Source organism: Citrobacter sp. RHB21-C05 (genome assembly GCF_013889015.1).
In the GTDB taxonomy this organism is placed as follows: Bacteria; Pseudomonadota; Gammaproteobacteria; order Enterobacterales; family Enterobacteriaceae; genus Citrobacter_A; species Citrobacter_A sedlakii.
This window is the reverse complement of record NZ_CP057611.1, coordinates 416,033-428,555: the sequence shown is the minus strand read 5'-3', so window position 1 is coordinate 428,555 and position 12,523 is coordinate 416,033. Positions and strand designations below refer to the sequence as shown.

19 protein-coding genes are annotated in these 12,523 nt (G+C 51.7%); 1 reads left to right on the top strand and 18 read right to left on the bottom strand.

The annotated features are described in order from the left end of the window. Window positions 1–17: 17 nt before the first annotated feature. Genes rplV through rpsJ form a run of 7 tightly spaced genes read right to left on the bottom strand, consistent with a single transcriptional unit; the run spans window position 18 to window position 3,387 of the window. Entirely contained in the window at window positions 18–350 is a 333-nt protein-coding gene (rplV, locus tag HVX72_RS01980; RefSeq protein ID WP_000447529.1) for a 50S ribosomal protein L22, read from the bottom strand. Window positions 351–364: 14 nt separating this feature from the next. Further along, window positions 365–643 (bottom strand): 30S ribosomal protein S19, encoded by a 279-nt coding sequence (gene rpsS, locus HVX72_RS01975; RefSeq protein WP_001138117.1) that lies wholly within the window; start codon window positions 641–643, stop codon window positions 365–367. Between the two features lie 16 nt (window positions 644–659). Next, entirely contained in the window at window positions 660–1,481 is an 822-nt protein-coding gene (gene rplB / locus HVX72_RS01970) for a 50S ribosomal protein L2 (RefSeq protein WP_000301864.1), read from the bottom strand. 17 nt (window positions 1,482–1,498) lie between these two features. Beyond that, window positions 1,499–1,801 carry a 50S ribosomal protein L23 gene (gene rplW / locus HVX72_RS01965; protein WP_000617546.1) on the bottom strand — a complete coding sequence of 101 codons (303 nt, stop codon included), beginning with the start codon at window positions 1,799–1,801 and terminating at the stop codon, window positions 1,499–1,501. Continuing rightward, window positions 1,798–2,403, bottom strand: coding sequence for a 50S ribosomal protein L4 (gene rplD, locus HVX72_RS01960; protein WP_000424395.1), 606 nt, complete (start codon window positions 2,401–2,403; stop codon window positions 1,798–1,800). The genes rplW and rplD overlap by 4 nt, the downstream gene beginning before the upstream one ends. 10 nt (window positions 2,404–2,413) lie before the next feature. Then, window positions 2,414–3,043 (bottom strand): 50S ribosomal protein L3, encoded by a 630-nt coding sequence (gene rplC / locus HVX72_RS01955; RefSeq protein WP_042293120.1) that lies wholly within the window; start codon window positions 3,041–3,043, stop codon window positions 2,414–2,416. Window positions 3,044–3,075: 32 nt separating this feature from the next. Further along, on the bottom strand, window positions 3,076–3,387 hold the full coding sequence (gene rpsJ, locus HVX72_RS01950) for a 30S ribosomal protein S10 (protein ID WP_001181005.1): 312 nt from the start codon (window positions 3,385–3,387) through the stop codon (window positions 3,076–3,078). A gap of 378 nt (window positions 3,388–3,765) precedes the next feature. Between rpsJ and HVX72_RS01945 the strand changes: the two genes are divergently transcribed. Beyond that, window positions 3,766–4,242 carry an A24 family peptidase gene (locus tag HVX72_RS01945; protein WP_181822452.1) on the top strand — a complete coding sequence of 159 codons (477 nt, stop codon included), beginning with the start codon at window positions 3,766–3,768 and terminating at the stop codon, window positions 4,240–4,242. On the opposite strand, the gene bfr is transcribed toward HVX72_RS01945, so the two are convergent. The 11 genes from bfr to fkpA form a co-directional block, all read right to left on the bottom strand. After that, window positions 4,232–4,708, bottom strand: coding sequence for a bacterioferritin (bfr, locus tag HVX72_RS01940; protein WP_042293126.1), 477 nt, complete (start codon window positions 4,706–4,708; stop codon window positions 4,232–4,234). The genes HVX72_RS01945 and bfr overlap by 11 nt on opposite strands. Window positions 4,709–4,780: 72 nt before the next feature. Then, entirely contained in the window at window positions 4,781–4,975 is a 195-nt protein-coding gene (gene bfd / locus HVX72_RS01935; RefSeq protein WP_042293128.1) for a bacterioferritin-associated ferredoxin, read from the bottom strand. A gap of 180 nt (window positions 4,976–5,155) precedes the next feature. Next, window positions 5,156–6,340 carry an elongation factor Tu gene (gene tuf / locus HVX72_RS01930; protein WP_181822206.1) on the bottom strand — a complete coding sequence of 395 codons (1,185 nt, stop codon included), beginning with the start codon at window positions 6,338–6,340 and terminating at the stop codon, window positions 5,156–5,158. Between the two features lie 70 nt (window positions 6,341–6,410). Next, window positions 6,411–8,525: an elongation factor G gene (fusA, locus tag HVX72_RS01925; protein ID WP_042286235.1), complete on the bottom strand. Its 2,115-nt coding sequence runs from the start codon at window positions 8,523–8,525 to the stop codon at window positions 6,411–6,413. A 96-nt stretch (window positions 8,526–8,621) separates the two neighbouring features. Next, window positions 8,622–9,092: a 30S ribosomal protein S7 gene (gene rpsG / locus HVX72_RS01920; protein ID WP_002920113.1), complete on the bottom strand. Its 471-nt coding sequence runs from the start codon at window positions 9,090–9,092 to the stop codon at window positions 8,622–8,624. Window positions 9,093–9,188: 96 nt separating this feature from the next. Next, on the bottom strand, window positions 9,189–9,563 hold the full coding sequence (rpsL, locus tag HVX72_RS01915; RefSeq protein ID WP_000246815.1) for a 30S ribosomal protein S12: 375 nt from the start codon (window positions 9,561–9,563) through the stop codon (window positions 9,189–9,191). Window positions 9,564–9,688: 125 nt separating this feature from the next. Then, window positions 9,689–9,976 (bottom strand): sulfurtransferase complex subunit TusB, encoded by a 288-nt coding sequence (gene tusB, locus HVX72_RS01910; protein WP_042286237.1) that lies wholly within the window; start codon window positions 9,974–9,976, stop codon window positions 9,689–9,691. A gap of 7 nt (window positions 9,977–9,983) precedes the next feature. Continuing rightward, complete coding sequence (gene tusC / locus HVX72_RS01905) at window positions 9,984–10,343, bottom strand: sulfurtransferase complex subunit TusC (protein ID WP_181822451.1); 360 nt, start codon at window positions 10,341–10,343, stop codon at window positions 9,984–9,986. After that, a complete protein-coding gene (gene tusD / locus HVX72_RS01900; protein WP_042286241.1) occupies window positions 10,343–10,729 on the bottom strand; it encodes a sulfurtransferase complex subunit TusD in 387 nt (128 codons plus the stop codon). The genes tusC and tusD overlap by 1 nt, the downstream gene beginning before the upstream one ends. Next, window positions 10,729–11,451, bottom strand: coding sequence for a transcriptional regulator (locus tag HVX72_RS01895; RefSeq protein WP_042286247.1), 723 nt, complete (start codon window positions 11,449–11,451; stop codon window positions 10,729–10,731). Before HVX72_RS01895 ends, tusD begins: the two co-directional genes overlap by 1 nt. A gap of 166 nt (window positions 11,452–11,617) precedes the next feature. Continuing rightward, window positions 11,618–12,442: an FKBP-type peptidyl-prolyl cis-trans isomerase gene (gene fkpA / locus HVX72_RS01890; protein WP_042286250.1), complete on the bottom strand. Its 825-nt coding sequence runs from the start codon at window positions 12,440–12,442 to the stop codon at window positions 11,618–11,620. Between the last annotated feature and the right edge of the window lie 81 nt (window positions 12,443–12,523).

Sequence of the window (12,523 nt, the reverse complement as noted above, 5' to 3'; positions counted from 1 at the left end):
TGCTAGTCTCCAGAGTCTCAGCGATCGGACACAACCACAGTGATGTGGCTGGTGCGCTTCAGGATGCGATCTGCACGACCTTTTGCACGCGGCATAATGCGCTTCATGCTCGGGCCTTCGTCTACGAAAATTTTCGTAACTTTCAGATCGTCAATGTCAGCGCCATCGTTGTGTTCAGCGTTAGCAATGGCAGATTCCAGAACCTTCTTGACCAATACAGCCGCTTTCTTGTTGGTGTAGGTCAGAATATCCAGAGCCTGCGACACTTTCTTACCGCGAATCAGGTCAGCAACAAGGCGGACCTTCTGAGCAGAAGAACGAGCATGGCGATGTTTAGCGATAGTTTCCATCTCTTCCTCCTACCTTATTTCTTCTTCGCTTTTTTATCAGCAGCGTGGCCGCGATAAGTACGAGTCGGTGCGAATTCACCCAGTTTGTGGCCGACCATTTCATCGGTTACAAATACCGGAACGTGCTGACGACCATTATGGACAGCGATGGTCAAACCGATCATGTTAGGAAAGATCGTTGAACGACGGGACCAAGTGCGCAGGGGCTTCTTGTCTCCGCTTTCCACCGCTTTCTCTACCTTCTTCAGCAAGTGCAGGTCAATAAAAGGACCTTTCTTGAGAGAACGTGGCATGGCTTATCCTCTAAAATTATTTGCTACGGCGACGTACGATGAATTTATCAGTACGCTTGTTGCTGCGGGTCTTCTTACCTTTGGTCTGAACGCCCCACGGGGTTACCGGGTGCTTACCAAAGTTACGACCTTCACCACCACCATGTGGGTGGTCTACTGGGTTCATCGCGGTACCGCGAACGGTCGGACGAACACCACGCCAGCGTGCAGCACCTGCTTTACCCAGAACGCGCAGCATATGCTCAGCATTGCCAACTTCGCCCAGAGTTGCACGGCAGTCTGCTTCGACTTTACGCATTTCACCAGAACGCAGACGCAGGGTGACATAAGCACCATCGCGCGCAACGATCTGAACGTAAGTCCCTGCGGAACGTGCCAGCTGACCGCCTTTACCTGGTTTCATTTCTACGTTATGAACGGTAGAACCAACCGGGATATTGCGCATCGGCAGGGTGTTGCCTGGTTTGATTGCAGCATCAACGCCAGATTGGATCTGGTCGCCAGCTTTCAGGCCTTTAGGGGCCAGGATGTAACGGCGTTCGCCATCTTTGTACAGAACCAGCGCGATGTTCGCGGAACGGTTCGGATCGTACTCAAGACGCTCAACAACTGCCGGGATACCGTCTTTGTTGCGTTTGAAGTCAACAATACGATAAGCCTGCTTGTGGCCACCACCGATGTGACGAGTGGTGATACGGCCATTGTTGTTACGACCACCGGATTTGCTGTTTTTTTCCAGCAACGGAGCAAAAGGTTTGCCCTTGTGCAGCTCAGGGTTAACCACTTTAACTACGTGGCGACGACCCGGAGATGTCGGTTTACATTTAACAACTGCCATTGTATTACTCCTCCGACTTACTCAGCGCCGCCAACGAAGTCCAGGTTCTGGCCTTCTTTCAGGGTGACGTAAGCTTTTTTCCAGTCGCTACGACGACCGATACGCTGTCCGTGACGTTTAACTTTCCCTTTAACGACCAGGGTGTTAACGACTTCGACTTCGACTTCAAACAGTTTCTGCACAGCAGCTTTGATTTCTGCTTTGGTCGCGTCTTTAGCAACTTTGAGAACGATGGTGTTAGTTTTTTCCATCGCAGTAGACGCTTTTTCAGAAACGTGCGGTGCGCGCAGCACCTTCAGCAGACGTTCTTCACGAATCATGCCAGCATCTCCTCAACTTGCTTAACAGCATCAGCAGTCATTACGACTTTGTCGAAGGCGATCAGGCTAACCGGGTCGATACCCGTCGCATCGCGTACGTCAACCTTGTGCAGGTTACGTGCGGCCAGGAACAGGTTTTCGTCCAGCTCACCGGTGATGATCAGCACATCTTCCAGAGCCATGTCTTTCAGTTTCTGTGCCAGCAGCTTAGTTTTAGGCGCTTCAACAGAGAACTTCTCGACAACGATCAGACGATCCTGACGTACCAGTTCGGACAGAATGCTTTTCAGCGCGCCGCGGTACATCTTCTTGTTAACTTTTTGACTGTGGTCCTGCGGACGCGCAGCGAAGGTCACGCCACCAGAACGCCAGATCGGGCTCTTGATAGAACCTGAACGCGCACGGCCGGTACCTTTCTGGCGCCACGGTTTTTTACCGGAACCAGTTACTTCAGCACGAGTCTTCTGAGCACGAGTACCCTGACGAGCACCAGCTGCATAAGCAACAACAACCTGGTGAACCAGCGCTTCGTTGAAATCACGACCGAAGGTAGTTTCGGAAACAGTCAGCGCGCTCTGCGCGTCTTTCAATACTAATTCCATTGCTATCCCCTTACGCCTTCACAGCTGGTTTAACGATCAGGTCGCAGCCGGTTGCACCCGGGACCGCACCTTTAACCAGCAGCAGGTTGCGCTCAGCGTCAACACGTACTACGTCCAGGCTCTGAACAGTGACACGTTCGTTACCCAGCTGACCTGCCATTTTCTTGCCTTTGAACACTTTGCCCGGAGTCTGGTTCTGACCGATAGAACCCGGAACGCGGTGAGACAAGGAGTTACCGTGAGTCGCGTCCTGGGTACGGAAGTTCCAGCGCTTAACGGTACCTGCGAAACCTTTACCTTTAGAGGTGCCAGTTACGTCAACTTTTTTAACTTCAGCAAACAGCTCAACGCTAATGCTCTGACCTACGGTGAACTCTTCGCCTTCAGCCAGACGGAATTCCCACAGACCACGGCCAGCTTCTACGCCAGCTTTAGCAAAATGACCCGCTTCCGGCTTGGTTACACGGTTAGCTTTTTTAGCACCGGTGGTAACCTGGATTGCGCGGTAGCCATCGTTAGCCAGGTCTTTAACCTGAGTAACACGGTTTGCTTCAACTTCGATTACGGTTACTGGGATTGAAACGCCATCTTCAGTGAAGATGCGAGTCATGCCCACTTTTTTACCGACTAAACCAATCATTGTTTCAACCTCTCAATCGCTCGATGACCTGATTAACCCAGGCTGATCTGCACGTCTACACCGGCAGCCAGATCCAGACGCATCAGAGCATCAACGGTTTTCTCGGTTGGCTCAACGATGTCAACCAGACGCTTGTGAGTGCGGATTTCGTACTGGTCACGCGCGTCTTTGTTAACGTGCGGGGAGATCAGAACGGTGAAGCGCTCTTTGCGGGTCGGCAGCGGGATCGGACCACGGACTTGCGCACCAGTGCGCTTAGCAGTCTCGACGATTTCCGCGGTTGATTGATCGATCAGACGATGATCAAACGCTTTCAGGCGGATACGGATTCTTTGGTTCTGCATGAGACCAGAGCTCCAATTATTTTATAAACGAAAATGATTACTCCTCAGACCCATTACGATTGATGGGAGAGTGTAACCGTTCTTACGTAGCTCCCCGATTGGGAGCATTGTGAGATAACCAAATCGGTTACCCGAGGTTCAAATCGAACCTGCCGTCGATTAAGACAAGCCCGCGCATTATACGCAAATCTCAGCCTGACGCAAGCATCGCGTAGATATTAAACATTTTCCCCTGAATGCGAGCGGCCTTCAGCGTTGTGTTGCAATGCAAATTCGGCTGACAGTGACGGCGGAAATCCGCGCGCATATCCTGATAATGCCGCTTGTTCTCCGGCAGTCCTTCATTACAGTGACGCTTTTTAGCTGGGAGATTGCCCAATGATAACCGCCCTGCCCTTTCTGCTTTGCTATGTTTCATCGACCCTGTACCTGGCGCTTTATGACTTACGCACCGGTTTGCTGCCAGACCGCGTCACCTGCCCTCTGTTGTGGATCGGGTTGGTTTTTCATCAATGCTTCTTTCCGGCACGGCTCGCCGATGCGCTATGGGGCGCCGTCGCAGGCTATATGGGATTTGCTGGTTTGTACTGGACTTATCGGTTTATTCGCGGACAAGAGGGGCTGGGTTATGGTGATGTGAAGTTTCTTGCCGCGTTGGGCGCGTGGCATGGATGGCCATCGTTACCGCTGTTGGTGCTTTGCGCATCGCTGCTTGCCAGCCTGTGCGTCGCAGTAGAGACGCTCATTTGCGGAAAGAGAGCGTTAAGAAACCCGCTGCCTTTTGGGCCATTTCTGGCGGCGGCGGGTTTCATCACTGGATGTCATCAATTGATGACTGGGGGTATTAGCTTGTGACCTGAATCTGCGATTGCAGGTAGTTCTGGATACCCAACTTAGCGATGAGATCCAGCTCGGTTTCCAGCCAGTCAATATGCCCTTCTTCATCCGCCAGGATCTCGATCATCATGTCCCGGCTGACGTAATCATGAATGGTATCGGCATAGGCAATGGCTTCACGCAGGTCTTTTGCCCCTTCAAGCTCGAGCCGAAGATCGGATTGTAACATCTCTTCGACGTCTTCACCGATACCCAGCTTGCCAAGATCCTGCAGGTTTGGGATCCCTTCGAGAAACAAAATACGCTCGATGTATTTATCGGCGTGTTTCATCTCATCTATGGATTCATGGTACTCGACATCATTAAGGCGAGTGAGTCCCCAGTTTTTGAACATACGGGCATGAAGAAAATACTGGTTAATCGCGACAAGCTCATTTCCCAATAGTTTATTGAGATAATTTATGATTTTAACATCACCTTTCATTTTATAGTCCCTCCGCTTCCACTCTCTTGAGCGTAGATGGGGCTACAGGGATGTCAAAAAAAAGAGTGTGACTCAGGCGATTTCTTTAAACTCTGGCATTTGCGTCAATTCGTCCTGCATGACTTCACGTGCCGCTCGTATACATTTACCGCATTGATTTCCGACAGGAATAAACTTACGTAACTGTTGGAACGATTGAGGATGAAACTGACGTACAGCCTGACGAATTTTCTTATCACTTACACCATTACACAAACAAACGTACATGATCGCTCCCGTTCAATTTCTGCGCAAAGTGTAAATGAGAATAGTTATGATTACAATAGCACAACTCTGCTTACGCGGCGGAAGGAAAGACAAATTTGCGAAGATTTGTGACAGCTACGTAGCAGGCAGCAAAAAGGGCGCCGAAGCGCCCTTTTCAGTTCAATACTAATTAATGAATAATTAGCCCAGAACTTTAGCAACCACGCCCGCACCTACAGTACGGCCGCCTTCACGGATTGCGAAACGCAGACCGTCGTCCATCGCGATCGGGTGGATCAGGGTAACAACCATTTTGATGTTGTCGCCCGGCATTACCATCTCTACGCCTTCCGGCAGTTCGATGGTGCCAGTCACGTCAGTTGTACGGAAGTAGAACTGCGGACGGTAGCCTTTGAAGAACGGAGTATGACGGCCGCCTTCGTCTTTGGACAGAATATACACTTCAGATTCGAACTTGGTGTGCGGCTTGATGGTGCCCGGCTTCGCCAGTACCTGACCACGTTCGATTTCTTCACGTTTGATACCACGCAGCAGAACACCTACGTTCTCACCCGCACGGCCTTCGTCCAGCAGTTTGCGGAACATTTCAACGCCAGTACAGGTAGACTTCGCAGTCTCTTTGATACCAACGATTTCAACTTCTTCGCCCACTTTGATGATACCGCGCTCTACACGACCGGTAACAACGGTACCACGACCGGAGATGGAGAATACGTCTTCGATCGGCAGCAGGAACGGCTTGTCAATCGCACGCTCTGGTTCCGGAATGTAAGAATCCAGGAAGCCAGCCAGTTCGATGATTTTCGCTTCCCACTCTGCGTCGCCTTCCAGCGCTTTCAGAGCTGAACCACGAACGATCGGCGTGTCGTCGCCCGGGAAATCGTACTGAGACAGCAGTTCACGAACTTCCATCTCTACCAGTTCCAGCAGCTCTTCGTCATCAACCATGTCGCATTTGTTCAGGAACACGATGATGTACGGAACGCCTACCTGACGACCCAGCAGGATGTGCTCACGGGTCTGCGGCATCGGGCCGTCAGTCGCGGCAACAACCAGGATCGCGCCATCCATCTGCGCAGCACCGGTGATCATGTTTTTAACATAGTCGGCGTGGCCCGGGCAGTCTACGTGTGCGTAGTGACGGGTCGGGGTATCGTATTCAACGTGAGAGGTGTTGATGGTGATACCACGCGCTTTTTCTTCCGGCGCGTTATCGATCTGGTCGAATGCGCGAGCAGCACCGCCGTAGGTTTTAGCCAGTACGGTAGTGATTGCAGCGGTCAGGGTAGTTTTACCGTGGTCAACGTGGCCGATGGTGCCGACGTTAACGTGCGGTTTTGTACGTTCAAATTTTTCTTTAGACACGGCTATATTCCTTACTATAGCGCTCTCCCCTTATGGAGAGAGCACGGGACTTAGGTTTTAATCCTGTGGATTATTTACCACGGGCTTCGATTACGGCCTGAGCAACGTTGCTCGGTGCATCATCATACTTCAGGAATTCCATAGTGTACGATGCGCGACCTTTGGTCAGAGAACGCAGCTGAGTTGCATATCCGAACATTTCAGACAGCGGAACTTCAGCGTGGATCTTAACGCCAGTAACTTCAGATTCCTGACCGCGCAGCATACCGCGACGACGGCTCAAGTCACCAATGACGTCACCGGTGTTCTCTTCCGGCGTTTCTACCTCAACCTTCATGATCGGCTCAAGCAGAACTGGTTTCGCTTTCTTAAAGCCTTCTTTAAAGGCAATAGACGCAGCCAGTTTAAACGCCAGTTCCGAGGAGTCAACGTCATGGTAAGAACCGAAGTGCAGACGGATACCGATGTCAACAACCGGATAACCAGCCAGCGGGCCTGCTTTCAGCTGCTCCTGGATACCTTTATCAACGGCAGGGATGTATTCGCCAGGGATTACACCACCTTTAATGTCGTTGATGAACTCGTAGCCTTTCGGGTTGGAACCCGGCTCCAGCGGGTACATGTCGATAACAACATGACCGTACTGACCGCGACCACCAGACTGCTTCGCGTGTTTACCTTCGATATCGGTAACTTTCGCGCGAATCGCTTCACGGTAAGCAACCTGAGGTTTACCGACGTTCGCTTCAACGTTGAATTCACGCTTCATACGGTCAACGATGATGTCGAGGTGCAGCTCACCCATACCGGCGATAATGGTCTGGTTAGATTCTTCGTCAGTCCATACGCGGAATGACGGGTCTTCTTTAGCCAGACGGCCCAGAGCCAGACCCATTTTTTCCTGGTCAGCTTTGGTTTTCGGTTCTACGGCGATGGAGATTACCGGCTCAGGGAATTCCATACGCTCCAGGATGATCGGGTGATCCGGATCGCACAGAGTGTCACCGGTAGTCACGTCTTTCAGACCGATCGCCGCAGCGATGTCGCCCGCGCGAACTTCTTTGATCTCTTCACGTTTGTTAGCGTGCATCTGAACGATACGACCGAAACGCTCACGTGCGGATTTCACGGAGTTCAGTACGGTATCACCAGAGTTAACCACACCGGAGTAAACGCGGAAGAAGGTCAGGTTACCCACGAACGGGTCGGTAGCGATTTTGAATGCCAGTGCAGAGAAAGGCTCGTCATCGCTAGCGTGACGTTCAGCAGGCGTATCTTTACCGTCGTCCAGGATACCGTTGATCGCAGGTACGTCAACCGGGGATGGCAGGTAATCAATTACCGCATCCAGCATCGCCTGAACACCTTTGTTCTTAAAGGCAGAACCACAGGTAACCAGGATGATTTCGTTGTTCAGAACGCGCTGACGCAGAGCTTTTTTGATCTCTTCTTCAGTCAGTTCTTCACCACCCAGGTATTTTTCCATCAGCTCTTCAGACGCTTCCGCTGCGGACTCGATCAGGTTCTGGTGCCATTCTTCAGCCAGTTCCTGCATGTCAGCCGGGATGTCTTCATAGGTGAAGGTCACGCCTGCATCAGCTTCGTTCCAGTTGATGGCTTTCATTTTCACCAGGTCAACAACACCGGTGAACGCTTCTTCAGCGCCAATTGCCAGCTGCAGCGGAACAGGGTTCGCGCCCAGACGGGTTTTGATCTGACCAACAACTTTCAGGAAGTTCGCGCCCATACGGTCCATTTTGTTAACAAACGCAATGCGCGGAACTTTATATTTGTTTGCCTGACGCCATACGGTTTCAGACTGCGGCTGAACACCACCAACTGCGCAGTAAACCATTACCGCACCATCAAGAACACGCATGGAACGTTCTACTTCGATGGTGAAGTCAACGTGCCCCGGGGTGTCGATGATGTTTACGCGATGCGGTTCATACTGCTTAGCCATACCAGACCAGAATGCAGTAGTCGCTGCGGAAGTGATGGTAATACCACGTTCCTGCTCCTGCTCCATCCAGTCCATGGTAGCTGCGCCGTCATGAACTTCACCGATTTTATGGTTTACACCGGTGTAGAACAGAATACGTTCGGTAGTAGTGGTTTTACCGGCGTCGATGTGCGCACTGATACCGATGTTACGGTAGCGTGCGATGGGTGTTGTACGAGCCATTTGATTCCTCGTTTATCTTTTAGGCGTTCAATTTAAGTAGCCCAAAGCGGGCTGCTTACTGGAAGCGCCCGCCTGGTGACTAAAATTCCGAAGGGATTACCAACGGTAGTGTGCGAACGCCTTGTTGGCTTCGGCCATACGGTGAACGTCTTCACGTTTCTTAACTGCAGTACCTTTGTTGTCTGCAGCATCAGTGAGTTCGTTCGCCAGGCGCAGAGCCATGGATTTATCACCGCGTTTACGAGCAGCTTCAACGATCCAACGCATTGCCAGAGCATTACGACGAACCGGACGGACTTCAACTGGTACCTGATAAGTAGAACCGCCAACGCGGCGAGACTTAACTTCGACAGTCGGGCGCACGTTTTCGAGAGCGACTTCGAAAGCTTCCAGTTCAGATTTACCAGAGCGCTGAGCCAGGGTCTCCAGCGCGCTGTATACGATTGTTTCGGCAGTAGATTTTTTACCATCTACCATCAGGATATTGACAAATTTAGCCAGCAGTTCTGATCCGAACTTCGGATCCGGCAGAATTTTACGCTGACCAATGACGCGACGACGTGGCATGGAAATACTCCGTTGTTAATTCAGGATTGTCCAAAACTCTACGAGTTTAGTTTGACATTTAAGTTAAAACGTTTGGCCTTACTTAACGGAGAACCATTAAGCCTTAGGACGCTTCACGCCGTATTTGGAGCGAGCTTGCTTACGGTCTTTAACGCCGGAGCAGTCAAGCGCACCACGAACGGTGTGGTAACGAACACCCGGGAGGTCTTTAACACGACCGCCACGGATCAGGATCACGGAGTGCTCCTGCAGGTTGTGACCTTCACCACCGATGTAGGAAGTCACTTCGAAACCGTTAGTCAGACGAACACGGCATACTTTACGCAGTGCGGAGTTCGGTTTTTTAGGAGTGGTAGTATATACACGAGTACATACGCCACGTTTTTGCGGGCATGCTTCCAGCGCAGGCACGTTGCTTTTTGCAACTTTGCGAGCACGTGGTTTGCGTACCAGCTGGTTAACTGTTGCCATTAAATAGCTCCTGGTTTTAGCTTTTGCTTCGTAAACACGTAATAAAACGACCTCATACAATATGAGGACGCCGAATTTTAGGGCGGTGTCGAAAAGGTGTCAAGAAATATACAACGATCACACAATCACCAGGCCAACTGGCTGGTGTGCTGGATCGTAAGTCTGACGAAATCAGTATAGCTAACCCTGACGACGCTGTCTGAAATTTGACCACCCAGGCCGCGGGCGTCAATGTCTTCTTTCAGTGCGTATACCGTTATGGGGGCGTTGCGCAGCGTTTCAAGGAAGTGAGAGCCTTCTATTGCAGCAATAACGCCATCCTGGAGTAATAACAGCGCGTCGCCTTCCGCGAGTAAACGCTGCAGGGATGTGAAATCGGACTGCCACGGGGAGCGGTGTAAGGTATGCAGCATACGAGCCTCAGAATCTCAGGATCACATCGTAATGGCTCAGCTCCCGACGCAGCGCTTCGGGCTCAAGCGCGGTGGCTTCCACCACAAACGCTGCGTCATCGCCAAGCCCACGCTCGCGCAGCGAGGCGGCGCACAGCCAGCATTGTTCGATATCGTACAATCCCAGCAGCTTAAAGGTGGCGATATAGTCGCGCGCCAGCACGACATCCGGTTTTTGCCCGGCAAGGATCTGGAACACGCCGTCACCCACGAAGAAGACGCCGGGATCATCCGTTAAAGCAGAGGTCGCCAGCAACGCGTCTAACCCCTCGCGGCCCGATGCGCTGCCATGCGGCGCGGTGGAAAAAATAAAAGCCACGCGTTTCATCAGAACTGTACCATGCGATCGCACGTTAACGAGGCTTCCGCCAGCGCGCCGAGGCCGCTTAGCGTAAATCCCGGCTGAAGATTAGCGGAGAGCAGCCCAAGGCGGCCCGCTTCGCTTTCATCAACCACGCCGCGACGCAGCGCCGCGGCCACACAGATATTGAGGGCAACGCCATGCTGCGTGTGCAGTTGCCGCCAGGCGCGAACCAGGTCAAATTCATCGCTCGCCGGCGAGGTCAGCTGGTTGGCGTTATATACGCCTTCACGATAAAAAAAGACGCTGCTTAGCGTGTGGCCTTCTTCCAGTAACGCCTGAGCGAACTGCAGCGCGCTGCTCGCCTGCTGGGTACCATATGCCGGACCGGTAACCATGATGGCAAAACGCATTACTTGTCTTGCCCCTGGAAGTCGCCGCTTTTGAACTGGCGAATATAGAGATACACGGTGTGCTTGGAGATATTGAGACGATCGGCGACCTGGTTGATCGCATCTTTAATATCAAAAATGCCTTTCTCGTATAGATTCAGAACGATCTGGCGATTCTTGGCGTTATTAGACACATTACGATCGGCGTTCACCTCTTCGATGGTAAATTCCAGCGTCTGGGTGACCAGATCTTCAACAGAAGAAGCGAAGTTGACGGACGATCCGACTTCCGGCGTTTCAGGCGGAATAAAGGTATTCATGATTTGCGAGAACGGTACATCAAGGTTCATGTTGATGCACAGCAGGCCAATCACGCGATGCTCGCGATTGCGAATAGCAATGGTCACGGACTTCATCAGGACGCCGCTTTTCGCACGGGTAAAGTAGCACTTCGACACGCTGCTGTCCGCACCGGTCATATCGTGCAGCATACGTAACGCAAGGTCGGTAATCGGCGAACCGATTTTACGCCCCGTGTGCTCGCCGTTGGCGATGCGAATGGCGGAGCATTTCAAATCCTGCAAAGAGTGCAAAACGATTTCACAGTGGGAACCAATGAGCATCGCTAACCCGTCCACCACCGCTTCGTAGGATTTCAGAATATCAAAGTCGGTTTGATCGAAAGGACGTTGATCCAGTAAATCAAGCTCACTGGTTTCGTTGGTTAAAAGCGACCTGGACATGAAAAAAAACACTCCTTTTCAGGAGCCTGTCGTTATGTTTTCAGGGCAGGCTCATTAATTATGTGGATGGTTAAATTAATACAGTGGAGGTTCCACTTTCCACAACTAATTATATCCGGCCTGCAATAAAAAAACCGCCGCTCTGTTCGGCGGCGGTTCTCAGTTTTTATTTTTTAGCAGCATCTGCGGCTTTTGCGTCAGCTTCTGCTGCGGCTTCTGGCTTCGCATCCGCCTTCGGCGCTGGTTTGATATCCAGCAGCTCTACGTCGAATACCAGCGTGGAGTTAGCCGGAATACCCGGGACGCCAGTTTTGCCGTATGCCAGCTCCGGTGGAATGACCAGCTTGATCTTACCGCCTTTCTTGATGTTTTTCAGGCCTTCGGTCCAGCCTGGGATCACGCCATCCAGACGGAAGGAGAGCGGCTCGCCACGGGTGTAGGAGTTGTCGAACTCTTTACCGTCGATCAGCGTGCCTTTGTAGTTAACAACGACGGTGTCGCTGTCTTTCGGCGCTTCGCCGGTACCTGCTTTCTCGACTTTATAAAGCAAGCCGGTAGAGGACGTTTTCACGCCTTTCTCTTTCGCAAACTTGTTACGATACTCTTTGCCCTTGGCTTCGTTTTCAGTCGCGTCTTTTTCCATCTTCGCCTGAGCGGAAGATTTCACGCGGGCTTCAAACGCCTGCAGCGTTTGTTCGATTTCCTGGTCAGTCAGCTTGCTCTTATCGGCAAACGCGTCCTGGACGCCCGCGATCAGTTGCTCTTTATCCAGTTTAATGCCCAGTTTTTCCTGTTCTTTCAGGGAGTTTTCCATATAACGACCCAGCGAAGCGCCCAGCGCATACGCTGATTTCTGATCGTCATTTTTAAACGCCGCTTTGCTGTCAGCAGCCGCAGCCGGTTTTGCCGCTTCAGCAGCGAAGGTCATCGGGGCATGCAGCGCAACGGCCATCGTGGTTGCCAGCAGCGTGGCTTTAAACAATGATTTCATCCATATCTCCAGGGCCGGGGCATCTCACCCCGAGGTTAGCTTCATTTAAGAAGCGTACTATAAAGCGTTGTTGAACAAATC